Below are 24,917 nucleotides of genomic sequence, written 5' to 3' on the forward strand. Positions count from 1 at the left end.
ATACCACAAAATGTTGAATGATTTTACATGTTTGTTACAATATATAGTATTTATATATGATAAAACGAATGTGTATACGCATTGCGGGTGTGTTTGTTATTCGACACACGCTATGCGTATTTTTATCATTAAATGAAGGGAAAGGGATGGTGATTAATATGGACAGGGATGTTGTAGTGGAATTTGATTATGGCGAAGCATTTAAGCCGCCAAGAGAAGTAAAAGTCATTAAAAAAGACGGAAGCCTGGAAGCATTCAACGTACAGAAGGTAGTGGATGCAGTAGGTAAAAGTGCATACCGTGCATTGACGAAGTTTACGGAAGAAGAAAAGCAGCATATTTGTAAATATGTGGTGGATAAAGTAATGGGGTTGGGACAGGATGAAATCCCGATTCCGATTATGCATAATATCGTGGAGAAGGCTTTGGAAGATATTAAGCCGATCGTTGCCAAGAGTTACCGTGATTACCGCAATTATAAGCAGGATTTCGTGCGCATGATGGACGATGTATATAAGAAGAGCCAATCCATTATGTATGTGGGAGACAAGGAGAATGCTAATACGGATAGTGCTCTTGTATCCACTAAGAGAAGTCTTATTTTCAATCAGTTCAATAAGGAATTGTATCAGAAGTTCTTTATGACGACGGAGGAGATCCAGGCATGCCGCGATGGTTATATTTACGTCCATGATATGTCGGCTCGCCGTGATACGATGAATTGTTGTCTTTTCGATGTGGCTAATGTTCTGACCGGCGGCTTCGAGATGGGAAATATATGGTATAACGAGCCTAAGTCTCTGGACGTGGCGTTCGATGTTATTGGTGATATCGTATTGAGCGCGGCCAGCCAGCAGTATGGCGGTTTCACGGTACCGGAAGTCGATAAGATTTTAGAACCCTATGCGGAGAAAACTTATAAAAATAGCTTAGAGAAATATCAAAGACTTGGTATTAGTGAAGAAAAGGCTATGGAAGAAGCGAATGCGGATGTGTTGCGCGAATTCGAACAAGGATTTCAGGGATGGGAATATAAATTTAATACCGTAGCGAGCAGCCGTGGTGATTATCCTTTCATTACGGTAACTGCAGGTATCGGTACGGGACGTTTTGCTAAACTGGCGACAATCTGTTTATTGGATGTAAGAAGAAAAGGGCAGGGGAAGAAGGGCTGTAAGAAGCCGGTACTGTTCCCTAAGATCGTATTTTTATATGATGAGAACCTTCATGGACCGGGCAAGGAACTCGAGGATGTTTTTGAAGCAGGCGTAAGATGTTCCGCTAAGACAATGTATCCTGATTGGCTGAGCCTCACCGGAAAAGGGTATATTGCCAGCATGTATAAGCAATATAATAAAGTGATTTCACCTATGGGTTGCCGTGCCTTTTTATCTCCTTGGTATGAAAGGGGGGGAATGAATCCTGCGGATGATAAGGATACTCCTATATTCGTAGGCCGTTTCAATATCGGTGCAGTATCTTTGCACCTTCCGATGATTCTCGCTAAAGCAAGGCAGGAAAGTAGAGATTTCTATGAGGTATTAGATTACTATTTGAATCTGATTCGTCAGCTCCATAGGCGTACCTATGCCTATTTGGGAGAAATGAGAGCCTCTACCAATCCTCTGGCATATTGTGAAGGAGGATTCCTCGGCGGTAATTTGAAGCTTTCAGATAAAATTAAGCCTATTTTAAAAGCGGCAACAGCAAGCTTCGGAATTACGGCATTCAATGAATTGCAGGAACTGTACAATGGAAAATCGCTGGTAGAGGATGGTCAATTTGCTCTTGAAGTATTAGAACACATCAATAAGAGAGTGATGGAATACAAGCAGGCGGATGGCAATCTGTATGCGGTATATGGCACGCCGGCAGAAAACTTATGCGGTCTGCAGGTAAAGCAGTTCCGTGCAAAATACGGTATTGTGGAAGGGGTATCGGATAAGGAATATGTTTCCAACAGTTTCCATTGCCATGTGACGGAAGATATTACGCCGATTGAAAAGCAAGATTTGGAATACCGATTCTGGGAATTGACCAATGGCGGCAAAATTCAATATGTGAAATATCCGATCGATTACAATATGGAAGCCATTAAGACGTTGATTCGAAGAGCCATGGATATGGGCTTCTATGAAGGGGTGAACTTGTCCTTAGCGTATTGTGATGACTGTGGTCATCAGGAGCTGGAAATGGATGTATGCCCTAATTGCGGAAGCAAAAATCTGACGAAGATTGACCGTATGAACGGTTACTTGTCCTATTCTCGTGTGCATGGAGATACAAGACTTAACGATGCGAAAATGGCAGAAATTGCGGAAAGGAAGAGTATGTAATTGCATGTGACCGAAAGTTACATACTTTAGGAAAGTAAATATAAATGAGATATCATAATATAACCAAGGACGATATGCTGAATGGGGACGGTCTTCGGGTCGTTTTATGGGTCTCTGGCTGTGCGCACTGTTGCAGGGAATGCCACAATTCTGTTACTTGGGATCCGGATGGAGGGCTGCTTTTCGATGACAATGCAAAAAAAGAAATCTTCGAGCAGTTGGACAAATCCTATATTTCCGGTATTACTTTTTCAGGAGGCGATCCGTTGCATGTGGCCAACCGCTCGGATGTACGCGAATTCATGAAGGAGATTAAGGAGAAATATCCGACGAAAACTATCTGGCTCTATACCGGAGATTCGTGGGAGGATATCTATCACTATCCGCTTCTTCAGTTTGTGGATGTGCTTGTGGACGGCGAGTTCAAGGTAGAGTTAAAAGATCCTAAGCTTCTGTGGAAGGGGAGCAGCAACCAGAGAGTAATCGATGTGAAGCGCAGTTTGTTGAAGGAAGATGCGAACATCCCGGTCCTTCACTGTGAAAACTATTCCAGCTAAGGAACAGACAAAAGAACGACAGGAGAATAAATGCGTGAAAACGATAAAAATTAAATATTTTACGGATGAAATTGACAAATTAACTTATATTGAGGGAAAATCCGATTGGATTGATCTACGTGCCGCTCAGGCTGTAGACTTAAAGGCGGGGGAATTCAAGTTAATTCCCCTCGGTGTGGCAATGGAACTTCCGAAAGGTTATGAAGCACACATTGTACCAAGGAGCAGCACTTTTAAAAATTTTGGTATTATTCAGACCAATCATCAGGGTGTAGTTGACTGCTCCTATTGCGGAGATAATGATCAATGGTTTATGCCCGCATATGCTCTTAGAGATACACATATTTCAGTAAATGAAAGAATTTGTCAGTTTCGTATCGTAGAAAATCAGCCAATAGTGCATTTCGAAGAAATGGAATCTCTTGGAAATGAAGATAGAGGCGGAATCGGCAGTACAGGGAAACAATAAGGTATTCAAAGACAGAGAATTTGTATAAAAAGCTCTTTCCAAGACATAATAGAATGTGATTATAATTCATGCACATTTTATGATGAAATGGAAGGAGCTTTTTTATGGAGACAGAGTCAAAGGGAACAAGAAGCGGAGGAGAACAAATCAAAAAAGGGACAATATCCGCTTCCCTTGAAGAGAATATGGCATACTTAAATAAAGAATTGGGAATACCGGAGAACTTTGATATGGTATACCGGGTAATACAAATAGGCGGAAGAAGCGCTTGTCTTTATTTTATTGACGGTTTTTGTAAAGATGAGCTGATGCAGAAGCTGCTGCAGCATTTCATGTCCTTAAAGCCGGAAGATATGGCTGAGGATGCCCATGGGATGTCAAAGAAGAACATACCATATGTGGAAGTGAACTTAGTGGATGAGTGGGAGCAAATCATTTATTTTATTATGTCAGGTGTCTTTGTCATTATGATAGATGGCTATGATCAATGCTTGTTGATCGACTCGAGAACTTATCCTGCAAGAAGTGTATCGGAGCCGGAAAAGGATAAATCCCTGAGAGGTTCTAAGGATGGATTTGTGGAAACTATAATTTTTAATACTGCTTTGATTCGAAGACGCATTAGAAGTACGGATCTTCGCATGGAGGTTTTTTCTGCAGGAGAGGCTTCAAAGACGGATATCGTGCTTTGTTATATGGCTTCCAGAGTGGATAAGGATTTCCTGAATGAATTACAGGAGAAAATTCGTAGAATTCATGTGGATGCATTGACTATGAATCAGGAAAGCTTGGCGGAATGTCTATATGATAAGAAGTGGTTCAATCCTTTTCCCAAGTTTAAATTTACAGAGCGGCCCGATACTGCGGCTGCACAGATTTTGGAAGGAGATATTGTTATTTTAGTGGATAATTCTCCATCAGCTATGATTACTCCAACTTCTATTTTTGATGTGATAGAAGAGGCGGATGACTATTATTTCCCTCCGATTACCGGTTCTTATCTTCGCTTAACGCGCCTTATTATTGCGCTCTTAACTTATTTTGTGACGCCCACCTTCCTTCTGCTGATGAACAATCCTACTTGGGTACCGGATAGTTTTCAATTTATTTCGGTAAAAGAGGTAAGTAACGTTCCTTTAATCTGGCAATTTCTTATATTAGAGCTTGCGATAGACGGCTTGCGTCTTGCAGCGGTCAATACGCCCAATATGTTAAGCACACCTCTTAGTATTATGGCGGCACTTGTCTTAGGAGAATTTTCAGTAAATAGCGGTTGGTTTAATAGTGAAGTAATGCTATATATGGCGTTTGTAGCAATTGCCGGCTATACGCAGCCTAACTATGAGTTGAGCTATGCGCTTAAATTTATGAGGATATTAAATCTGATCTTGACACAACTTTTTGGTATTTACGGATATATTGCAGCAATTATTGTTTGTATAGTGTCAATTTTATCGAATAAAACTATTTCAGGAAAGAGCTATGCGTATCCTCTCGTTCCATTTAATCTTAAACAATTAGGAAAAAGAATATTACGTTATCGACTTCCTCATTCTGAAAAACAATAAATTGAATTTTTCTGAGAGGAATGGTAAAATAGTGAAAATGGAAAAGATAAGGAGGAAAGGTGCTTGGCAGATTTTAAAATTATAACAAATACTACGGCAGATTTGCCATTAAGCTATATTGAAGAAAACAATTTGGGCCTGATGGTTTTTAATTATACTATTAAGGGAGAAACTTACGGTAAGGGGCATGAACTTGATTGGAAGGAATTTTACGAGTTGATGCGTCAGGGGAACATGACAATGACTTCTCAAGTGAATCCCGAAGAGTGTAAAGAATATTTTGAGGAATATTTAAAAGAAACGAAGGAATTATTGTATTTATGCTTTTCCTCGGGACTGAGCGGGACGTATAGCAGTGCTTGTCTTGCGGCAGAAATGGTGATGGAAGATAATCCCGGCTGCAAGATTACCGTGGTGGATACGAAGTGTGCATCGATGGGTGAAGGACTTCTCGTTGACAAAGCGGTACAACTAAAGAAGAACGGAAAATCCATGGAGGAGACAGTTGCCTGGGTAGAGGAAAATATTCCTCACCTGGTACATATTTTTACAGTGGATGATTTGAATCATTTATACCGCGGTGGGCGCGTAAGCAAGGCGGCGGCAGTCGTTGGAACGATTGTAGGAGTAAAGCCGGTGCTTCATGTGGATGATGAAGGTCATCTAATTCCGATTTCCAAAGTGAGAGGACGTAAAAAGTCTCTGAATGCATTGGTAGATTTTATGGAAGAAAAGATTGGAAAATATCGGGATGAGAATGATATTATTTTTATTAGTCATGGAGATTCATTGGAGGATGCGGAGTTTGTCCGGGATGAGGTCAAGGCGAGATTTGGAATTGACAATTTCATGATTAACCATATAGGTCCGACAGTAGGTGCCCATGCAGGTCCGGGAACGATAGCACTTTTCTTTATGGGAGAAACGAGATAGAAAAATAGCAGTGATATAGAAAACAGAAAACGACCGTTCTTATCCTGAAGGGATAAAAGCGCGGTCGTTTTCTGTTTTATGAAGTATTTAATCATTATAACTTAACTTTTTTGATTTAGATTATAACGTTTAAGCTGTGAAAAGCTGTGACCAATAAGGAGTGTTATTGGATACATAATAACCTACACCGATGGAAGTGAAGCTCTTATTTAATATATTAGCGCGGTGTCCTTCGGAGTTCATCCATGCGGTTACGACTTCTTCAGGTGTGGACTGTCCCCATGCAATATTTTCACCGGCAGTTCGATAGCTGATATTATTCTCTTTAAGAACAGTAGCGAAGGAAGTGCCGTTCGGTCTCGTGTGGGAGAAGGATTGGGTCGTTTCTTTCGCGCGGATCAATGCGGCAGCATTTAGATCATCCTTCATCGTAAGGGCAGAAAGTCCCGCTTTTTCACGCTCAGCATTTACAAGGTCCAGCACTTGCTCTACATAGCTCTTATTAGCGTTGCTTTCAGAGTTAGAACCTCCATTTCCCGGAGTATTGGTATCAGGAGCTTTAGTACCGCTGTCAGGGGTATTAGTACCTGGATTCTTAGTGCCGCTATCAGGGGTATTAGTACCCGGATTCTTAGTGCTGTTATCAGGAGTACTCGTACCCGGATTCTTAGTACCGCTGTCAGGAGTATTAGTATCGGGAGCTTTAGTACCGCTGTCAGGGGTATTAGTACCTGGATTCTTAGTACCGCTGTCAGGAGTATTGGTATCAGGAACCTTAGTACCACTATCGGGGGTATTGGTATCGGGAACTTTTATGTCGCAGTCGGGAGTATTAATATTAGGAGTTTCCGTGCCTGTTCCGGGAACCTTGATATCAGGAGCGTTGGCTTCGGGTTGAGTCGTTTCCGGCAGACAGTCCTTGATGGAACTAGCGTCAACACCCAATTGGTTCAAAATAGATTCCAAATCGGAAGCGCTTCCTACAATTGTCTGCTGTGTGGTGCGGTTACTATTCAGTTGGTTCTGTAATTGATTTTGCAGCTGGCTAGTATCAGGACAGGCGTTAGAAGAAAAGCTTCCTCCTCCGATTATGGTAGTGGCTACAAGTAAACTTGGTAATAGGTTCATATTTTTCCTCACTTTCCTTTTGTGAACTTTTTCATGAATTACTGTAATTTCTGTGAAATGAATCAGATGTAATGATACATTTCGCAAATATTACAAATATGTTACAAATATGTTACAAGCAGATATTATCATAAAAAAAATTCAATTACAATGGAAGTTCATGGCAGCATTACCAATTGAAGAAAAATAAATAGATAAGTATGAAATATGAAATAGATGTTGAATAAGTATTTTTGAAATGGTAGAATTCATATATGTGGTAATAGTAATCCAATATAATAAGAAAAAACAGGAGGTAGTGTTATGCTTAACAAAGAAATTGCGGCGAAAATAACGGATCAGATCAATTATGAATTATTCTCTGCATATTTATACCTTGATATTTCCAATTACTATGCGGACAACAATCTAAATGGTTTTGCCAATTGGTTCAAGATCCAGGCTCAGGAAGAGCGCGACCATGCGATGCTGTTCATGGATTATATGTTGAATAATGGCGAGAAAATACAACTCAAAGATATAAAGGCTCCGAATAAGACCTATAGCGATTTCAGAGAGCCTACTGTTGCTGCGTTCGAACACGAATTAAAGGTGACGGAGAGAATTCATGAAATTTATGGTCTTGCACATGAACAAAAGGATTATAGAACGATGCAATTTTTGAACTGGTTTGTTCAGGAACAGAACGAAGAAGAGAAGAATGCCGAAGAAAATATTAAAAAATATGATTTGTTCGGAACGGATGCTAAGGGATTATATCTTTTAGATTCAGAGCTTGCTGCCCGTGTTTATAAATTTCCGCCGTCTCTTACATTATAAAGAGCGTGGCAAGAAATCTTGCCGGAAAAGTTAAAATTTTCATAAAATTTAAGATAGCTATAGCATTTTTGGAGAATTTTCATTATAATAGACGAGGTGTATGTTTATTCTTAGTATAATCAACGAAAAAAACTCCCATTTAATTGTAAGTCGCGGGAATTATAGTCATTTTGCTGATACTGCTTAAATAGGGAGAAAATTATAAAAAGGAGATTAATATGACAGAGAACAAGAAGTTACTAGAGTGGGTTAAAGAAATGGCCGACATGTGTCAACCAGATGATATTTATTGGTGTGACGGTTCTGCGGAAGAAAACGAACGTCTGCTTCAGATGATGGTTGACAGCGGGATGGCAATCAAATTAAATGAGGAGAAACGTCCCGGATGTTATTTGTTCAGAAGTGATGCTTCTGACGTAGCACGTGTAGAAGATAGAACTTTCATTGCTTCTAAGGCTAAAGAAGATGCAGGAGCTACGAATAATTGGGTAGAACCTGATGAACTTAAAGCAACGATGAAGGGCTTATATAAAGGCTGCATGAAAGGCAGAACAATGTATGTAATCCCTTATTCTATGGGACCGATTGGCTCCCCGATATCCAAAATTGGAATTGAATTGACAGATAGTGCATATGTAGTTATCAACATGCGTATTATGACTCGTATCGGTGCTGAAGTATTAAAAGTATTAGGCGCTGACGGTGAATTTGTTCCTTGTCTGCATTCCGTTGGATCTCCTTTGGCAGAAGGACAAGAAGATTCTACATGGCCTTGTGCACCGATCGATAAGAAATATATCAGCCACTTCCCAGAAGAAAGACTTATCTGGTCTTATGGTTCCGGATACGGCGGAAACGCTCTTTTAGGTAAAAAATGCTTTGCTCTTCGAATCGCTTCTGTTATTGCACGCGATGAAGGCTGGCTGGCAGAACATATGCTGATCCTTAAGCTGACAAGCCCGGAAGGGGAGACTAAATATGTTTGCGGCGCTTTCCCAAGTGCTTGCGGTAAGACGAATCTTGCAATGCTCGTTCCTACAATTCCCGGATGGAAGGTAGAGACAGTTGGAGATGATATTGCGTGGATGAAATTCGGATCAGACGGACGTTTATATGCGATCAACCCGGAAGCAGGCTTCTTCGGCGTAGCTCCCGGTACATCCCTCGATTCCAATCCCAACGCTATGCACAGCATTGAGAAGAATACTATTTTCACTAACGTAGCTCTTACCGATGATGGAGATGTATGGTGGGAAGGCATTGGAACACCGGCTCCTGATCATCTTATTGACTGGAAAGGCAATGACTGGACACCGGATTCCAAGGAACCGGCTGCTCATCCGAATGCTCGTTTTACAGCACCGGCTTATCAGTGTCCTTCCATCGCTTCCGATTGGGAAGACCCTGCAGGCGTTCCGATTTCTGCTATCTTAATCGGTGGACGTCGTCCTAAGACGATTCCTCTTATTCATGAAAGCTTCGATTGGAAACATGGTGTATTCCTTGGTTCCATCATGGGTTCTGAGATTACAGCAGCAGCTATCTCTAACAATATCGGACAGGTTCGCCGCGATCCTTTCGCAATGCTTCCTTTCTTCGGATACAATGTATGTAACTACTTAAAACATTGGCTCGCAATCGGAGAGAAGTCCAGCGAAGATAAATTACCTAAAATATTCTATGTTAACTGGTTCCGCAAAGATGATGACGGCAAATGGTTATGGCCTGGATTCGGCGAGAACAGCCGTGTTCTGAAATGGATTTTCGAAAGAACGAATGGAAAAGATAATGCAGTAGAGACTCCTATCGGATTCATGCCTGCAAAGGATGCTTTAGATATCAGCGGACTTGAAGGCGTAAGCGAACACGATATGGAAGAACTGCTTAAGGTAAACAAAGATGAATGGTTGAGCGAAGTAGCGTCCGTTAAGGAGCATTATGCTAAGTTCGGCGATGAGCTTCCGAAGGAACTTCACAATCAGCTTGAAGCGTTAGAAAAGAGATTAAATGCATAATTTGCATTAGCTCATTGGACAAAATAAGTACAGCAAAACGGATTTCAATTCTACAAGATTTGAAATCCGTTTTTTATTCTATAAGAAATAACTCGCGACCTTTTTGCGTATAACAAGAATTGCGGTTATTTCGGACACCGGTCAAAGGCAGGATTGAAGGCATAGAAGTTCTTGGAATCCAGCTTATCCTGGACAATTCTCAAAGCTTCTCCGAACCGTTGGAAATGTACAATCTCCTGGCGCGAAGGAAGCGAATCGGTTCGGCTACGTCATGGTCATGAATCAGTCGTAAAATGTTATCATAGGTCGATCTGGCCTTTTGTTCTGCAGCCATATCTTCCACTAAATCAGTGATGGGATCACCTTTTGACTGGAATTCACAAGAGTTGAAAGGAATACCTCCCGCCGCCATGGGCCATATTCCTACGGTATGATCCACATAATAATTAGCGAAGCCGGAATTCTCAATTTCTTCCATAGAGAGATTTCTCGTTAATTGGTGTACGATAGTAGATACCATCTCGAGATGTGCCAGTTCCTCTGTTCCTATATCAGTTAACAGGGCAGCGACCTCGTTGTAAGGCATCGCATATCTTTGTGAGATATAACGCATGGATGCACTCAGCTCGCCATCGGGACCGCCAAACTGGCTCATGATTACTTGGGCAAGTTTTGCATTGGGCTGGGTGATTTTCACAGGAAACTGCAATCGTTTTTCATAATTCCACATTTACTAACATCCTCCTTCCCAAGGCATCGGTTGCACTGCCCATTTCCACTCTTTACAGCTTGTGTCTGCGACAGAAAGAGAAAGAGGTCCGTATTTGTTTGCATAATCACGCATCATCTGGTTTTTTATGCGCATATAATGGTTAAAATATTCCATGGCCTCTCTGTCCATTGGGTGAGTGTCAAGATACAGCGTCATTTCTACCGTAACGAAATCGATAACGCCGATATTATGCAGCATATTTTCCTGCTCTGCACTCATTTTTTGATTCATTTTACGCATCTCCTTCCCGTGAAAGGTTTTGTCAGTTCCGGGAAAATGGTTCCAAGACAATAAGCTTTATCCAAGTCCTCGTAGATTTGAGTTAAATGCTGCCAGGGCACATATGCCATAGCTACAGGAAAGCGGTCAAAATATTCATTAAAATTATAGTCCTGCATAAAACTCCCTTCATTAAATTAGAATATATTTGATACATTATATGACAGGTACTTCTTGACGTGTTTGTATATATGCATATTTATCGAACATTCGGAATAGTACAATAAATCATAAGAAAACAAGACAAAAAATATCATAAAAAGAGAAAAAATGCCTTGATTTCCTCGGGGGTTTATGTAAAAATAGTACATGCTGATAATGATAAAATGTTAACAATATTGTTTTAATTGTTATATGAGATGCGGGAATTTCCCGTTTGAGGATAAGGAGAACGTTATGAGAGGTATCGATACGCAAGTCCGAAAAATCAGAAGACGCATATTCAAGGAGGTTTCTAATTTAGCCTATCATTCAACGGATTTAATTAATGATGTGGAGGCGTTGCCTTACAAGATTGTGGATTATGATGAATCCCCATATGGAAATGTTTATAGGGAACGTGCGGTAGTAAGAGAGATGATCCGGTTGGCGATGGGACTTTCGCTTCGTCCGGAGGATGCACCGGTTCACGTAACACAGGGATTGGCAGAAAGCGATATCGATGAGAAATATTATGAACCTCCGTTAATGCAGGTGATTCCTTCTGCTTGTAACGCCTGCCCGGAGAATCGTTATGAAGTAACGGATAAGTGCATGGGTTGTCTCGCTCATCCTTGCCGGGAGGTATGCCCCAAGGAAGCGGTATCCATGAGGAATGGTAAGTCTGTAATCGATCAGGAGAAATGTATTAAATGCGGTAAAATGCAAGGCAGTATGCCCTTATGATGCGATTTTCATCAGACGAGACCTTGTCTCGATGCCTGTGGAGTGAATGCAATTAAAAATGACTATAGAGGAAGAGCGCTCATCGATAACGATTTGTGCGTTTCCTGCGGACAGTGTATGGTAAGCTGTCCTTTCGGTGCTATTGCCGATAAATCACAGATTTTTCAATTAATTCGTGCGATGCAGTCCGGTAGAAAGATTGTAGCTCAGGTAGCACCTGCTTTTGTGGGACAGTTCGGGCCGAAGGTATCGCCTGATAGAATTAAGGCATCCTTAAAGGAACTGGGATTTTATGATATTTATGAGACGGCTATCGGTGCCGATATGGGAGCGATGGCAGAAGCAGAGCACTATGTGCATGAAGTAGCAACGGGAGAGCTTCCTTTTCTGTTAACTTCATGTTGTCCATCATGGTCAATGTTGGCCAAGAAGTTCTTCCCTGAGACCATTGATAAAATATCAAATGCGCTGACGCCTATGGTAGCCACAGCCAGAAAGATAAAAGAAGATCATCCCGATGCCAGCGTTGTCTTCATTGGACCTTGTGCATCTAAGAAACTGGAGGCTTCCAGAAGAACGGTACGTTCTGATGTGGATTTTGTTATTACCTTTGAAGAACTTGCCGGAATGTTCGAAGCGAAGGGCATTGATTTGAATGAATTCAGCGAAATGGATAAGATGGAAGATGCTACAGGAGCCGGACGTGGATATGGTGTGGCCGGCGGCGTGGCAAGTGCCATCGAGGAATGTATTCGTGAGTATTATCCTGATACAGAAGTTAAGATTGAACATGCAGAAAGTCTTACAGAATGTAAAAAGATGTTGATGCTGGCGAAAGCAGGCAAGAAAAATGGCTGCCTGATCGAGGGGATGGCTTGTCCGGGCGGATGTATTGCCGGTGCAGGAACGAATATTGCCATTCCGCAGGCGGCAAAAGAAGTGGCCGGTTTCAAGGCCGCTGCGGCGAAGAAAATACCGGATAAAGAATAGAAGTAAAGGAGCAAGATTATAATTATGGATAAAATAAGAACGAGATATGCGCCGAGTCCTACAGGACGCATGCATGTAGGCAATTTAAGGACAGCATTGTATGCTTATTTAATTGCAAAGCATGAAGGAGGAGATTTCCTTCTTCGTATTGAGGATACTGATCAGGAACGTTATGTGGAAGGCGCAGTGGAAATCATCTACCGTACGATGGAAAAGACGGGACTGATTCACGATGAAGGCCCTGATAAGGATAAGGGAGTAGGTCCTTATGTTCAGAGCGAACGTCAGGCACAAGGAATTTATCTGGAATATGCGAAGCTGCTAATTGAAAGAGGAGAGGCCTATTATTGCTTTTGTGATAAGGAAAGACTTTCTTCTTTAACCCAGACTGTAGCCGGTAAAGAGATTAATATATATGATAAACACTGCTTACATTTATCCAAAGAAGAAGCGGAAGGGAAGCTCAAATCAGGAATTCCCTATGTTATCAGGCAGAACAATCCCACGGAAGGAACAACGACCTTTCATGATGAAATATATGGAGATATTACCGTAGATAATACGGAACTTGATGATATGATACTCATTAAGTCCGACGGCTACCCGACTTACAATTTCGCTAACGTTGTGGATGATCACTTGATGGGAATTACACACGTAGTAAGAGGAAATGAATATCTTTCTTCTTCTCCGAAATATAACCGTCTTTATGAGGCGTTTGGCTGGGAAGTGCCTGTTTATGTACACTGTCCGCTTATTACCGATGAGGACCATCATAAGCTGTCCAAACGCAGCGGTCACTCTTCGTATGAAGATTTGGTAGAACAAGGATTCTTATCGGAAGCAATCGTTAACTTCGTTGCGTTGCTCGGATGGAGTCCGGAAGGTACAGAGGAAATATTCTCGTTAGAGGATTTGATTCGGGTATTTGACTATAAGCATCTATCCAAATCCCCTGCCGTGTTCGACTATACGAAGTTAAAGTGGATGAATGGCGAATATATGAAAGCAATGGACTTCGACAGGTTTTATCAGATGGCGGAGCCATATTTGAAGAAGGTCATTAAGAAGAGCCTGGATTTAAAAAAGATTGCTGAGATGGTAAAAACGAGAATTGAAGTATTTCCCGATATCGAAGGAATGATAGACTTTTTCGAAGAGTTGCCAGCCTACGATACTTCTATGTATATTCATAAGAAAATGAAAACAACAGAGGAATCATCGCTGGAAGTATTGGAAGAACTGCTTCCCCTTGTTGAAGAGCAGGAAGCTTTCAATAACGATTCTCTCTACCAGATGCTTGTTTCTTATGTGGAGAAAAAGGGCTGTAAAAACGGTTATGCGATGTGGCCGATTCGAACAGCGGTATCCGGCAAACAGATGACGCCTGCCGGAGCGACGGAGATTATGGAGATTCTCGGGAAAGAGGAGTCCATCCGTCGGATTCAGAAAGGTATTGAGCTGTTAAAAGATGCTGGCAGCAAATGAAAATAAGGCGCAGACCTTAGCAATAGAGCACGCTTCCGGTCCCCTGCAAGTTCTTGCAGGGCCGGGGAGCGGCAAAACATATCTTACTATCCGTCGAATTCGTCATCTGATTCGGCATCATGGGATATCTCCCGATCATATTCTTGTGATTACATTTACAAAAGCAGCGGCAATGGAGATGAAGGAACGTTTTTCTGCTCTGACACAGCAGGCTTATCCCGAAGTCCGTTTCGGTACTTTTCATGCGATCTATTATCATATTCTCAAACAATCGGCTTATTCAGGCCTGAGAATAATTACTCCTCAAGGAAAAGCGAAACTATATCAACCATATTTTGCGTGAAATAAAAAGTGGAGAAGCAGAAAACGCAGAACTATGTAACGAACTGATTAAAAGTATCGCTCATATTAAAATAAATGGCGGATGTTCTGAAGATATGGAGAGTGTAAGTTTCTTTTATGATTTTGAAGAAAAGATAAAGGAACAATTTCCATTTATCTATAACGAATATTGTCGTATGATGAGAGAGGAGAATAAAATTGACTTCGATGATATGATTCTTTTATGTGATAAACTGTTAGAAGAAAGACCTGAAATCCTTTCCTTTTGGCAGAATACTTTTACTCATATTTTAGTCGACGAATTCCAGGATATTTCCCCTATGCAGTACCGTATTTTATGCCGACTTGCACTTCCTCAGAATAATTTGTTTGTAGTGGGAGATGATGACCAATCAATTTATGGGTTTCGCGGTGCAGGTCCCGGTATTATGAAGCAGTTTATGGAAGACTATGCACAGGCTTCACAGTTAACGCTTACTATCAACTACCGAAGTGGTCCTCATATTGTAGAAGCTGCAGGAATGGTCATTAATGATAATAAGGAACGTTTTTTGAAGGAGCTGAAAGCAAATAAGGCCGAGGGAGGCACGGTTAGCATCATTTCTTTTTCTACGAGAGAAGAGGAGCTTGCCTATCTTTCCGGTCAATTGCGAGGTAAAACAATAGAAGAACTTACTCAAAGTGCAATTATTTATCGCACCAATGCAGAGGTTGGTGCTTTATCCCGAACGCTAGCCTCCCTTCGGATTCCTTTTCATATGAAAGAGAGAGGAACGCATCTCTTTCAGCATGCGGTGGCGAAAGATATGATAGCGGTTCTTTCTTTTGCCAGGGATGTTTTTATAGGGGGTAAAAAGGGTGGAAATCGGAGTGATTTCCTTCGTTTCATGAATAAGCCATCCAGGTATATTAGCAGACAAGCAATTCCCGATCCACTGATAACGGAGCAATTATTACTCGATTATTATAAAGGCTTGGGAAGCTCTTCGCACTCCAATATGGGAATGCAAGAGACTGTAAAGCAATTATGGAGGGATCTTAAGAGAATTTCTTCGCTCCGCCCTTATCTTGCTATCGATTATATTTGCAAGAATATGGATTATAAAAAGTACATATGTGAAGGCAAAGACAAAGAAGAGAGAAAAGAAATGGAAGAAATCTTACAGGAACTGCAAAAGGAAGCGATAAAATATCGTAGTTTTTCTGCATGGAAAGAGGCGATCGATGAATATGTATCGCTGATGGAACGGGCAGGGAAAGAACCGGAACAAAGGGAAGGTGTTCAGCTTCTGACGATGCATGTTTCCAAAGGATTGGAATATAATAATGTCTATCTTCTGGATATCGGAGAAGGGAAGATGCCCGGGAAACGAGCGATAAAACCGGAGGAAATAGAAGAGGAGCGAAGGCTTCTTTATGTGGCTATGACAAGAGCCAAGGAACATCTTGAAATTCTATATTGCAACGAGCCATCGGCATTTATCGTCAAATTAAAAAAGACTCTTGACGGCAAATGAACTGAACTGCTCGTAAAAAGTCTTTTTATTCTATGGGAAATTTATATTATTCTACAACTTCATCAAATTCTACATTGTCCAAATATTCATCAAATGCATCGGCAACAATTTCATATTCTTCATCGGATTCAATGAATGAAAGTTCCGGTTCTGCATTTTCATCATCCTTATCTTCGATGTAACGATAGAACCATACTTCTCCATCTGTATTCTTTCCGTTTTCATCTAACGGTAAAAGAACAATATAATCTTTTTCCTGCACTTCAAGAATTGTAATAACCGCACAGACAACATGGGAACCGTCTTCTAAGTCTAGTTCGACAGTTATTTCCTCATCATCAAATTCTTCGCCTTCTACCTGGCTGTTCCGTTCTTTTTCCATAAAAACTCCTTTCTTTTCCGGTAGTTCAGATTTTATTAACATTGATAGCATGTTATATGTCTTTATTGTACTAGTGCACCAAACATTAATCAATAATTTTTTCCGTATTTTTACACATAAAAAATTTTTTATGATATACTTTAAAAATGACACAGGCAGAATATGCAGAAAAATGCGGATATTAGCGGATGGAGGAAAATATGTATACAATTGACAGAAATGCAATAGGCAGACCGTATCCGTTAGGAGTGACAATAGAGAATAATCGTACTTATTTTTCGGTTGCTATGAAAAGTGAGATGGAGTGTGGGCTCATTTTGTACGATAAAAATGTAAAAGAAGAGACGAGAATTCCTTTTGACAGGATAAATAAATTCGGCTCTATATTTTGTATGGTAATTAAAAACCTGGATGCTAAAAGATATGAGTATAATTTTTATGATGGAGGACGTATTGTTACAGATCCCTATGCCAAAGTCATCTGTGGCCATTCTAAATGGGGAACTTGTGATGAGGTGCTCAGAGGTGGATTTCTCATAGATTCTTATGACTGGGAGGAAGATAAGCCCTTGAAGATTCCTTATTCAAACAGCATCTTGTACTGTTTGAATGTGCGGGCCTTCACGAAGCATAGGTCATCGGGAATCGCTCATAAAGGAACTTATCAGGGCCTTATAGAAAAAATTCCTCATTTAAAAGAACTCGGCATTACGGCGGTGGAACTAATGCCTGCTTATGAATTTAATGAGGTGAGAAGTAAAGAGGAGCGTGTCTATTCTTCTCAGGCAGCTACAATGGAAGAAGCGATACAAAGACTTGCCCTTCCTATGGAAGGCTTGAAAGAAGAAGGCTCCGAAAAAGAAGAACGATATAATTGCTGGGGATATATAGAAGGCTATTATTTTGCTCCCAAAGCAGCATTTAGTTTTCATAAGGATGCTTCCATAGAAGTAAAGGATATGGTAAAGGAGCTGCACCGGAATGGAATAGAAGTGATTCTACAATTCTATTTTCCGAAATCTGTAAAGCCGGGACTTATTCTGGATGCCATCAAATATTGGGTGTTGGAATATCACATTGATGGCGTACATCTAAAGGGGGAGAGAATTCCGCTTCATGTTATAGCCACAGATCCTTTACTTTGCGAGACTAAGATATTCTATGATTATTTTCCTTTCGATGATATTTATGGAACACAGGAACCGGCATATAAAAATCTTGCCATTTATAAGGATGATTATATGTATGCGGCACGGCGTTTCTTAAAGGGTGATGATAATGCTCTTTCCTATTTTATGGAGTTACAGCGTCAGAACCCTTCTCGTCACGGTATCATTAATTATGTGACGAATTATTACGGGTTTACGTTGACCGATATGGTTTCCTACGATAGGAAGCATAATGAAGACAATGGGGAAGACAATGAGGATGGGAATGATTATAACTTCACATGGAATTGTGGTGTCGAGGGAATTACGAGAAAGAAGACAGTTCAGGAGCTTCGCCTCAGACAGATAAAAAATGCGCTTGTTATGCTTTTTTCGGCCCAGGGAACTCCGCTTATTTATAGTGGAGATGAGCTGGGGAATACGAGATATGGGAACAATAATCCCTATTGTCAGGATAATGAGATTGGTTTTATAAAATGGAATATGACCGGAATGGGGAAGAAAATTTTTTCTTATATGAAGGAACTGATTGCGTTGAGAAGGCAACATCCGGTGCTTCGCAATGAGAAGGAATTTAAGATTCTCGATACGATGGGCTGCGGCTACCCCGATATTTCTTACCATGGAGAAGAAGCGTGGCGGCCGGATTTCGGAGGTCACAGCCGTTATGCAGGAGTGATGTACTGCGGATTCTATGGGAAAACTGCGGAAAAAAAAGATGACAATTTCTTTTATATCGCCTATAATATGTATTGGCTTCCCAGCACTTTCGCGCTTCCGAAGCTACCCAAAGATATGGAATGGTGTCTGCTTACGGATACGAGCGAAACCAGCAATAAAATAGAAGAAGAAATGCAGATACAGGGAGGAGCAAGACCGCGCATCGAAGTACCTCCGCGTACAGTTCATATTTACATTTCAAGACAAAAGAAAGGACGTCACATCAAAAAAGGCAGTTAGAATTATGAAAATATGGAAGCATTTTAAAACAATTACTTATCATAGATATCTTGTGATGAAAGGCTGCTTTCGAGTGGGCCTTTATTGGCAGGGGATTGGTTCATGACTTGTCCAAGTATAGCCTCACAGAATTCCTTGTAGGGGCGAAATATTATCAAGGGGATAGAAGCCCGAACAATGCGGAGCGGGAAAATATCGGATATTCCAGCGCTTGGCTCCATCATAAGGGAAGAAATAAACACCACTATGAATACTGGCTTGACTATAGTACGAAGAATATTGCCGGAGGCATGGCACCGGCGCCTATGCCTAATCGCTATATTGTAGAGATGCTGATGGATCGTATTGCAGCGTGTAAAGTATACCGTAAAAGGAAATTATACAGACCGGGCACCTCTCGAATATTATCTGAAAGGCAAGGATCCGGCACCGCTCCATGAGAAGACAAAGGTGCTATTAGAGAAGCTTCTTCATATGCTTGCGGAAAAGGGAGAAGCAGAAACATTCGCTTACATTAGAAAAAAGGTCTTAAATTAAACATTGAAAAAGTAACCCTTTATGAGATGGCACATAAAATAAAGCATATCATAAAGGAGTTGAAAAATATGAATTGTCTTATTTTATTACTTTTACTTTGTTGCTGTGGCAATAATAATGGTGTGGGCGGCGATACGGATTGGAACCGGAAACCTTGCGGACGAAATGATGACGTACGTAGAGGTAATGCAGGCTGCAATGATACAGGCCGTGGAAATGTTTCGGGCAACAGAGGCAGTACATGGGGATGCAGTGAGGATATTCCGGACAAAAAGCCTTGTGAAGATGATAGAGGGTCACGTCCGGAGCAGCGCTTTGATAACAGACAGATGAATGAATTCTATGGTGATGATTTGCGCAGAGGATATAATCCCTATGCTCAGGGAACTACATGTGGATGTGAAGAGTAGCCTTGTTCGAAGGAAATAAAGTAAAGTGAAAATCCGGGACGGTGTCTCGGATTTTTCATATCATAGGGAGTTCCTTCCTTGACGAATTCTTGCCGCAATGCTACACTTATTACATTCGAAAAAATGCATATACTTAAACTTTGGAGGCAATATCATGATAGATGGTAAAAAGATACTTTTCAGCGGAATGCAGGCAACGGGAACCTTGACTCTCGGTAATTATCTGGGTGCACTTAAGAATTGGGTGACCTTAAGCGACGAATATGAATGTTTTTATTCCGTTGTAGACTTACATTCCATAACAGTCCGCCAGGACTCCGGCGGAGCTTCGCAAAAGAGCGAGGAACTTACTGACCTTATACATTGCGGCAGGTTTGGATCCGAAGAAGAATTGTATTTACTATCAATCTCATGTATCCGGACATACAGAACTTTTTCATGGATATATTGAATTGTTTTACTTATATGGGTGAGCTGAACCGCATGACACAGGTTCAAAGACAAGTCTTTCCAAACATGCGGATAATATCAATGCCGGCCTTTTCACTTTTATCCGGTACTTATGGCTGCTGGATATTTTATTATATCAGTCGGATGTAGTTCCTAAGTTGGAAAGGATCAATTAAGCAGCATTTGGAAATCACAAGAGATATCGCACAACGCTTTAATGCGATTTACGGAGATGTATTCACTGTTCCGGAGCCTTTATATCGGCAAATCGGGCGCTAAAATTATGAGTCTGCAAGATCCGGTTAAGAAAATGTCCAAATCCGATGAGAATCCTAATGCGAGTATTTTATTTGATGGACGATCCGGATACGATTATCCGCAAATTCAAGCGAGCGGTAACGGATTCCGGAAGGGTACTGTAAGAATATAGGGAGGAACAGCCGGGTATTCGTAATCTTATCGATATTTATTCCACATGTACCGGAAAGAGCGCAGAGGAAGTGGAGAAGGAGTTCGGACGGCAAGGGATACGGCGACTTCAAGCTTGCGGTAGGCGAATCCGTAGCGTGAGTGTGTTAAAGCCTGTGCAAGAATGTTATCAGGAACTGCTTCAGGATAAAACATATATCGATGCCGTAATCAAAGAGAATGCGCAGATAAAGGCGAATTATTATGCGACTAAGACTCTTGCGTAAGGTTCAGAAAAAGTAGGATCTCCCTGAAAGAATCCGCTAAATAAAAACGCAATTATGGATGAAAAGCGATTTGAAGAAGCAAAAAATAAAAATAATCGGTATCCAAAGAAGCCGCGCAGGAATCGGAACTTTACAGGAAAAACGGCATACATGCAGTTTTAAAGAATTATTATGCTCCGGGACTGGAAACAAACACATGAGATTGTGTTGGAGCATTATGTTGCGGATATTTTCTACGGGTAAGGAAATCATAGAGATCCAAAATGGGAATTTCCAATAAAATACGTACGAAATTAGAGGTATTTTTGGAACGACATCCGGTAACAGTCGTCTATCCGATTCCTCATACGAAGTGGCTTATTTGGATCGATGAAGAGACGGGAGAATTTTCGAAGAAGGAGAAAGAGTCCGCGGATTGAGGCAGCGCTTATCAGGCATTTAAGGAACTCTACCGTATTAAATCCTACTTAAAGCATGGAAACCTGAAGTTTTGTTTTCCCTATAATGGATGTGGAGGAATATCGCCTGTTAAACGGATGGAGTGCCGATAAAAAGAAGAGGTTCTTGCCGCTTATGACAGGATTCCATGGCCTTATTCGATGAAGTAATTATCGAAAGAAGGGGAAGATTATCTATCTGCAGTTTCTGCCTTATGAGCTTCCTGTTACTTTCACTTCAGCGGATTTGGTGCAAACGGCTAGGATTCCGCTAAAAACGGCTCATCTTGTTCTAAATATTCTTTATTTTATGGAGGTGGTAGAGCGGATCGGGAAAAGCGGCCGCTCTTATTTATATAAAATTGCCGATGATTTGTCTTGAGATGGAAGGGAACATTCCGGGCAAAACAACAAGAAAAAATGATGTGACTGTGAAGGGTACTGAACAGTTACAAAATGATGATTATGATACTACGTCAGAAATTAGAAGAGGAGTAAGAGATTTTTATGACACAACAGACAGAAAAAGGACCGCCAGTTTCTCTTTTATAGAACAAGCGAAGAGAATATGTGTGGATAAACTGGCAGAGCAGCTTGGGAGAAGACCTCTCTGCAATGTAACAAACATTTGGTTGTCAGATGAATGCCAGGGACTCTGAAAAATTGTCCGGTATTTTAGAGCAAGTAGGCTATGAGCTGGTGGATACGGAAGATGCCGACTTTGTTATTTACAATACATGTACTGTTCGGGATAATGCGAATCCAGAGAGTGTATGGGCGGCTTGGATTTTTTAAATAGCATGAAAAAGAAGAAGCCTCATATGAAAATTGCGTTATGCGGGTGCATGATGCAGGAAGACTTAGTGATCGAAAAGATTAAGAAGAGTTACCGTTTTGTAGATTTGATTTTTCGGCACTCATAATATTTTTTAAATTTGCGGAACTATTGTGTAATGGATGTTTGAATCTGACGATATGGTAATCGATATATGGAAAGATACGGATCAGATTGTAGAAGATTTGCCGGTGGAACGAAAATACTCGTTTAAATCGGGGATTAATATTATGTTCGGCTGCAATAATTTCTGCAGCTATTGTATGTTGTTCACTTATGTAAGGGGGAAGAGAACGAAGCCGTAATCCGGAAGGATATTATAAGGGAAATAGAGAATCTGGCAAGGCCGGGATGGCGTAGTAGAAATTATGTTGCTCGGACAGAATGTAAACTCATATGGAAAAACGTTAGAGGAACCGATGAGTTTTGCTCAACTTCTTCGCGAAGTGGAGAAAAGTGGATGGTATTGAGAGAATCCGTTTTATGACCTCTCACCCTAAGGATTTATCGGAGGAATTGATTCAGGTAATGAAGGAGTCCAAGAAGATATGTCGTCATCTTCACCTTCCTCTCCAATCGGGTTCCACCCGTATACTAGATGCGATGAATCGCCGTTACATACGAAGGAACAATATCTTGCGATAGCGGAGAAGATAAGAAAAGAAATTCCTGATACCAATGGCCATTACGACGGATATTTATTGTCGGTTTCCCGGGAGAGACACTTGCGGATGTGGGAAGAGACGATAGAGGTAGTGAAAGAGAGTGAAGTATGATAACGCCTTTACCTTTATTTATTGACCAAGCGCACAGGAACACCTGCCGCAGCGATGGATAATCAAAGTATCACAGGAAGTGGTAAAAGAAGGATTCGATAAGCTTTTAAAAATTGTACAGGAAACGGCGAGAGAGCGTGCGAGTATGTTGGAGGGCTTACAGTCTCTGCATTGGTGGAAGAAATAAACGAACAGGATTCCTCCCTCGTAACAGGAAGACTTTTCGAATAATACGATCGTACATTTTCCGGGCAACGTCAATCTTTCATCGGGAAAATTATGAATGTGAAAATTAAAAGAATGCCGCGGTTTTTATTATACAGGGGAATTGGTTGATTGATAATGAGTAACTGTTCAGTTACGCTAATAAACTTATGAGAAACAGAGGGGAAGAAAAAGTGGCAGAGTTAACTCCTTATGATGCAACAATATATGGATACGAAAAGAGAATACAAAGATTGTATTCTCTTTTACCGAAAAACTTGGTGATTTCTATGAAATGTTTTTCGAAGATGCGTTAACCGCTTCTATTAGGAATTGGAAATCACTTTAACTGGGAAAAACTGGTGGGCAGGAGGAGCGGGCCTCCTATGTGCGGAGTGCCTTATCATGCGGTGGAAGGATATTTGAATAAGCTAGTATCCGAAAGAAGGCTATAAGGTGGCTATCTGCGAGCAAGTAGAGTGACCCAAAGCTCGCAAAGGGCATTGTAAAAAGAGAGGTAGTTCGTGTTGTAACGCCCGGTACCGAATTTAAATGTTCAAAGGAGTTTAGAGGAGACACAGAATAACTATTTGATGTGTATTTCTTATTTTCCCAATGCAATAGGAATTTCTATCGCCGATGTTACGACCGGTGATTACTATTTAACGGAAGTCGATGATCTGCGCAGGCTTTTGGATGAAATTAACAAGTATATGCCGTCGGAAATTATATGCAACGATGCTTTTTAGTGAGCGGTGCAGATATTAGCTGATGATTTAAAGAATCGTTTAGGCATTACGGTATATTCGCTGGAATCCCATTATTTTTGACGATGATGCTTGCAGAAAATGTCTGATGAAGCATTTCCAAGTTCAGATGCTGACAGGACTGGGAATTGGAGGATTTTCCCGTAGGACTGATTGCGGCGGGTGCGCTTTTGCAGTATTTGTACGAGACGCAGAAGACCTCTCTTTCTCATTTCCTTCGTATCTATACCCGTACCTTACGAATAAATATATGCTCCTTCGACAGTTCCACAAGGCGAAATCTTAGCGAATTAACTGAGACCTTGCGCGAAAAGCAAAAAAGGGGTTCTTTGCTATGGGTACTGGATAAGACGAAAACAGCTATGGGCGCGAGAACGCTTCGAACTTATATCGAACGTAAATTTCAATCGATTTAAGTACAGGGAGCTTTTACGATGCTTGCCAGGATGCTATCGAGATTCTTTGCAACCCATTCGGTATCCAGGGATGAAATCAGAGAGTATTTGAATCCTGCTTGGCGACTTGGAAACGTCTGCTTAGTAAAGTGAGTTATAAGACGGCCGAACCCAGGAGAGACTTTGATTGCTTTTCGTAATTCGCTCGAAATGTTGCCCCATAGAAGACGGTATTGGTGGTGATTTGGATAGTGGATCGCCGGAAGAAAATATTGACAGCGATATCATGATGGCCTTGAAGATATCTGTCAGTTAATCGGTTTAACAGGCGATTGCGGGCAAGAATCGCCTATCGCTGTAAAAAAGAAGGCGGTATCATAAAGCGAAGGATTCGATGAAACAATCGATCATCTGCGCCATGCGAAGACGGAAGGTAAGAAATTGGCTGGCACAGTTGGAGCATGACGACAGAGAGCGGACAGGAATTAAAAACCTCCGGTATCAAATATAATAAAGTCTTCGGCTATTATTTCGAAGTCACTAATTCTGGCATATAAGCATGGTACCTGAGGATTATATTCGCAAGCAGACTTTTGCCAATGCCGAGAGATACACGACCCCTCGGTTAAAGGAACTGGAAGACACCATCCTGAATGCGGAAGATAAATTATAACGGGCGTTGGAAATACGAGATGTTCTGTAAGGGTGAGAGATGCGATTGCTGGTGAAATTGAGAGGATTCAGAAGACCGCAAAAGGCGGTGGCTGCTCCCGATGTAATTCGCCTCGCTATCATTGGTGGC

Annotated in this window: 23 protein-coding genes and 5 pseudogenes; 23 read left to right on the forward strand and 5 right to left on the reverse strand. The window is 41.1% G+C overall.

What is annotated here, in order from left to right; genetic code table 11:
- Window positions 1-158 precede the first annotated feature (158 nt).
- The 5 genes from nrdD (at window position 159) to RBB56_RS18040 (ending at window position 5,863) form a co-directional block, all read left to right on the forward strand.
- The gene (nrdD, locus tag RBB56_RS18020) at window positions 159-2,336 is read left to right on the forward strand and encodes an anaerobic ribonucleoside-triphosphate reductase (protein ID WP_306722214.1); all 2,178 of its coding nucleotides are present in this window, start codon (window positions 159-161) and stop codon (window positions 2,334-2,336) included.
- 44 nt (window positions 2,337-2,380) lie between these two features.
- A complete protein-coding gene (gene nrdG / locus RBB56_RS18025; protein WP_306720323.1) occupies window positions 2,381-2,893 on the forward strand; it encodes an anaerobic ribonucleoside-triphosphate reductase activating protein in 513 nt (170 codons plus the stop codon).
- A 34-nt stretch (window positions 2,894-2,927) separates the two neighbouring features.
- Entirely contained in the window at window positions 2,928-3,362 is a 435-nt protein-coding gene (locus RBB56_RS18030) for a dUTP diphosphatase (RefSeq protein WP_306720324.1), read from the forward strand.
- Window positions 3,363-3,466: 104 nt separating this feature from the next.
- Entirely contained in the window at window positions 3,467-4,930 is a 1,464-nt protein-coding gene (locus tag RBB56_RS18035) for a spore germination protein (protein WP_306720325.1), read from the forward strand.
- Between the two features lie 63 nt (window positions 4,931-4,993).
- Window positions 4,994-5,863 (forward strand): DegV family protein, encoded by an 870-nt coding sequence (locus RBB56_RS18040; RefSeq protein WP_306720326.1) that lies wholly within the window; start codon window positions 4,994-4,996, stop codon window positions 5,861-5,863.
- A 129-nt stretch (window positions 5,864-5,992) separates the two neighbouring features.
- Here the strand turns inward: RBB56_RS18040 and RBB56_RS18045 are convergent, their stop codons facing one another.
- Complete coding sequence (locus RBB56_RS18045) at window positions 5,993-6,991, reverse strand: CAP domain-containing protein (protein WP_306720327.1); 999 nt, start codon at window positions 6,989-6,991, stop codon at window positions 5,993-5,995.
- 303 nt (window positions 6,992-7,294) lie between these two features.
- On the opposite strand from RBB56_RS18045, the gene RBB56_RS18050 reads away from it, so the two are divergent.
- Together RBB56_RS18050 and RBB56_RS18055 are read left to right on the forward strand one after the other, a co-directional pair.
- Entirely contained in the window at window positions 7,295-7,810 is a 516-nt protein-coding gene (locus tag RBB56_RS18050; protein WP_306720328.1) for a ferritin, read from the forward strand.
- 218 nt (window positions 7,811-8,028) lie between these two features.
- Complete coding sequence (locus RBB56_RS18055) at window positions 8,029-9,825, forward strand: phosphoenolpyruvate carboxykinase (GTP) (protein WP_306720329.1); 1,797 nt, start codon at window positions 8,029-8,031, stop codon at window positions 9,823-9,825.
- Window positions 9,826-9,950: 125 nt separating this feature from the next.
- Here RBB56_RS18055 and RBB56_RS18060 read toward each other — a convergent pair.
- From RBB56_RS18060 to RBB56_RS18070, 3 genes and pseudogenes are all read right to left on the reverse strand, one after another.
- Window positions 9,951-10,555 (reverse strand): annotated as a pseudogene (locus RBB56_RS18060) (manganese catalase family protein).
- A gap of 3 nt (window positions 10,556-10,558) precedes the next feature.
- Window positions 10,559-10,828 (reverse strand): spore coat protein CotJB, encoded by a 270-nt coding sequence (locus tag RBB56_RS18065; protein ID WP_306720330.1) that lies wholly within the window; start codon window positions 10,826-10,828, stop codon window positions 10,559-10,561.
- A complete protein-coding gene (locus RBB56_RS18070) occupies window positions 10,825-10,995 on the reverse strand; it encodes a spore coat associated protein CotJA (RefSeq protein ID WP_306720331.1) in 171 nt (56 codons plus the stop codon). The genes RBB56_RS18065 and RBB56_RS18070 overlap by 4 nt, the downstream gene beginning before the upstream one ends.
- A 277-nt stretch (window positions 10,996-11,272) precedes the next feature.
- Between RBB56_RS18070 and RBB56_RS18555 the strand changes: the two are divergent.
- From RBB56_RS18555 to RBB56_RS18090, 4 genes and pseudogenes are all read left to right on the forward strand, one after another.
- Window positions 11,273-12,751, forward strand: a pseudogene (locus tag RBB56_RS18555) (4Fe-4S dicluster domain-containing protein).
- Window positions 12,752-12,775: 24 nt separating this feature from the next.
- Entirely contained in the window at window positions 12,776-14,239 is a 1,464-nt protein-coding gene (gltX, locus tag RBB56_RS18080; RefSeq protein ID WP_306720332.1) for a glutamate--tRNA ligase, read from the forward strand.
- Window positions 14,223-14,582: a UvrD-helicase domain-containing protein gene (locus tag RBB56_RS18085; RefSeq protein ID WP_306720333.1), complete on the forward strand. Its 360-nt coding sequence runs from the start codon at window positions 14,223-14,225 to the stop codon at window positions 14,580-14,582. The genes gltX and RBB56_RS18085 overlap by 17 nt, the downstream gene beginning before the upstream one ends.
- Window positions 14,575-16,098 (forward strand): ATP-dependent helicase, encoded by a 1,524-nt coding sequence (locus RBB56_RS18090; RefSeq protein ID WP_306720334.1) that lies wholly within the window; start codon window positions 14,575-14,577, stop codon window positions 16,096-16,098. The genes RBB56_RS18085 and RBB56_RS18090 overlap by 8 nt, the downstream gene beginning before the upstream one ends.
- Before the next feature lie 46 nt (window positions 16,099-16,144).
- Here RBB56_RS18090 and RBB56_RS18095 read toward each other — a convergent pair whose 3' ends face one another.
- The gene (locus RBB56_RS18095; RefSeq protein WP_306720335.1) at window positions 16,145-16,480 is read right to left on the reverse strand and encodes a DUF1292 domain-containing protein; all 336 of its coding nucleotides are present in this window, start codon (window positions 16,478-16,480) and stop codon (window positions 16,145-16,147) included.
- A 188-nt stretch (window positions 16,481-16,668) separates the two neighbouring features.
- Here RBB56_RS18095 and RBB56_RS18100 point away from each other — a divergent pair, with 188 nt between their 5' ends.
- The 12 genes and pseudogenes from RBB56_RS18100 (at window position 16,669) to RBB56_RS18180 (ending at window position 24,788) form a co-directional block, all read left to right on the forward strand.
- The gene (locus tag RBB56_RS18100) at window positions 16,669-18,609 is read left to right on the forward strand and encodes a hypothetical protein (protein WP_306720336.1); all 1,941 of its coding nucleotides are present in this window, start codon (window positions 16,669-16,671) and stop codon (window positions 18,607-18,609) included.
- Between the two features lie 4 nt (window positions 18,610-18,613).
- A pseudogene (locus RBB56_RS18560) lies at window positions 18,614-19,146 on the forward strand (DUF5662 family protein).
- 68 nt (window positions 19,147-19,214) lie between these two features.
- Window positions 19,215-19,556: a hypothetical protein gene (locus RBB56_RS18110; protein WP_306720337.1), complete on the forward strand. Its 342-nt coding sequence runs from the start codon at window positions 19,215-19,217 to the stop codon at window positions 19,554-19,556.
- Between the two features lie 154 nt (window positions 19,557-19,710).
- Window positions 19,711-20,717 (forward strand): annotated as a pseudogene (trpS, locus tag RBB56_RS18640) (tryptophan--tRNA ligase).
- Window positions 20,718-20,964: 247 nt separating this feature from the next.
- Window positions 20,965-21,120: a hypothetical protein gene (locus tag RBB56_RS18130; RefSeq protein WP_306720341.1), complete on the forward strand. Its 156-nt coding sequence runs from the start codon at window positions 20,965-20,967 to the stop codon at window positions 21,118-21,120.
- Window positions 21,121-21,620: 500 nt separating this feature from the next.
- Window positions 21,621-23,089: pseudogene (gene miaB / locus RBB56_RS18645) on the forward strand (tRNA (N6-isopentenyl adenosine(37)-C2)-methylthiotransferase MiaB).
- Between the two features lie 117 nt (window positions 23,090-23,206).
- Window positions 23,207-23,302 carry a hypothetical protein gene (locus tag RBB56_RS18565; protein ID WP_306722215.1) on the forward strand — a complete coding sequence of 32 codons (96 nt, stop codon included), beginning with the start codon at window positions 23,207-23,209 and terminating at the stop codon, window positions 23,300-23,302.
- A gap of 153 nt (window positions 23,303-23,455) precedes the next feature.
- Window positions 23,456-23,539 (forward strand): hypothetical protein, encoded by an 84-nt coding sequence (locus RBB56_RS18570; protein ID WP_334307480.1) that lies wholly within the window; start codon window positions 23,456-23,458, stop codon window positions 23,537-23,539.
- Window positions 23,540-23,546: 7 nt separating this feature from the next.
- The gene (locus RBB56_RS18165) at window positions 23,547-23,702 is read left to right on the forward strand and encodes a hypothetical protein (RefSeq protein WP_306720347.1); all 156 of its coding nucleotides are present in this window, start codon (window positions 23,547-23,549) and stop codon (window positions 23,700-23,702) included.
- A gap of 146 nt (window positions 23,703-23,848) precedes the next feature.
- Window positions 23,849-24,136: a hypothetical protein gene (locus RBB56_RS18170; protein ID WP_306720348.1), complete on the forward strand. Its 288-nt coding sequence runs from the start codon at window positions 23,849-23,851 to the stop codon at window positions 24,134-24,136.
- A 166-nt stretch (window positions 24,137-24,302) separates the two neighbouring features.
- A complete protein-coding gene (locus RBB56_RS18175; RefSeq protein ID WP_306720349.1) occupies window positions 24,303-24,431 on the forward strand; it encodes a hypothetical protein in 129 nt (42 codons plus the stop codon).
- Window positions 24,432-24,674: 243 nt separating this feature from the next.
- Window positions 24,675-24,788, forward strand: a complete 114-nt coding sequence (locus RBB56_RS18180; protein ID WP_306720350.1) for a hypothetical protein — start codon at window positions 24,675-24,677, stop codon at window positions 24,786-24,788.
- The last annotated feature ends 129 nt before the right edge of the window (window positions 24,789-24,917 follow it).

Origin of the sequence: Kineothrix sp. MB12-C1, assembly GCF_030863805.1 — a bacterium.
Classification (GTDB): Bacteria; Bacillota; Clostridia; order Lachnospirales; family Lachnospiraceae; genus Kineothrix.

Coding starts and splice junctions, on each gene's coding strand:
- gltX (WP_306720332.1), top strand. CDS start 12,776: ATGGATAAAATAAGAACGAGATATGCGCCGAGTCCTACAGGACGCATG.
- RBB56_RS18065 (WP_306720330.1), bottom strand. CDS start 10,828: ATGAATCAAAAAATGAGTGCAGAGCAGGAAAATATGCTGCATAATATC.
- nrdG (WP_306720323.1), top strand. CDS start 2,381: ATGAGATATCATAATATAACCAAGGACGATATGCTGAATGGGGACGGT.
- RBB56_RS18095 (WP_306720335.1), bottom strand. CDS start 16,480: ATGGAAAAAGAACGGAACAGCCAGGTAGAAGGCGAAGAATTTGATGAT.
- RBB56_RS18165 (WP_306720347.1), top strand. CDS start 23,547: ATGTGTATTTCTTATTTTCCCAATGCAATAGGAATTTCTATCGCCGAT.
- RBB56_RS18130 (WP_306720341.1), top strand. CDS start 20,965: ATGGGAATTTCCAATAAAATACGTACGAAATTAGAGGTATTTTTGGAA.
- RBB56_RS18045 (WP_306720327.1), bottom strand. CDS start 6,991: ATGAACCTATTACCAAGTTTACTTGTAGCCACTACCATAATCGGAGGA.
- RBB56_RS18035 (WP_306720325.1), top strand. CDS start 3,467: ATGGAGACAGAGTCAAAGGGAACAAGAAGCGGAGGAGAACAAATCAAA.
- RBB56_RS18110 (WP_306720337.1), top strand. CDS start 19,215: ATGAATTGTCTTATTTTATTACTTTTACTTTGTTGCTGTGGCAATAAT.
- RBB56_RS18100 (WP_306720336.1), top strand. CDS start 16,669: ATGGAGGAAAATATGTATACAATTGACAGAAATGCAATAGGCAGACCG.
- nrdD (WP_306722214.1), top strand. CDS start 159: ATGGACAGGGATGTTGTAGTGGAATTTGATTATGGCGAAGCATTTAAG.
- RBB56_RS18180 (WP_306720350.1), top strand. CDS start 24,675: ATGGTACCTGAGGATTATATTCGCAAGCAGACTTTTGCCAATGCCGAG.
- RBB56_RS18050 (WP_306720328.1), top strand. CDS start 7,295: ATGCTTAACAAAGAAATTGCGGCGAAAATAACGGATCAGATCAATTAT.
- RBB56_RS18085 (WP_306720333.1), top strand. CDS start 14,223: ATGCTGGCAGCAAATGAAAATAAGGCGCAGACCTTAGCAATAGAGCAC.
- RBB56_RS18055 (WP_306720329.1), top strand. CDS start 8,029: ATGACAGAGAACAAGAAGTTACTAGAGTGGGTTAAAGAAATGGCCGAC.
- RBB56_RS18070 (WP_306720331.1), bottom strand. CDS start 10,995: ATGCAGGACTATAATTTTAATGAATATTTTGACCGCTTTCCTGTAGCT.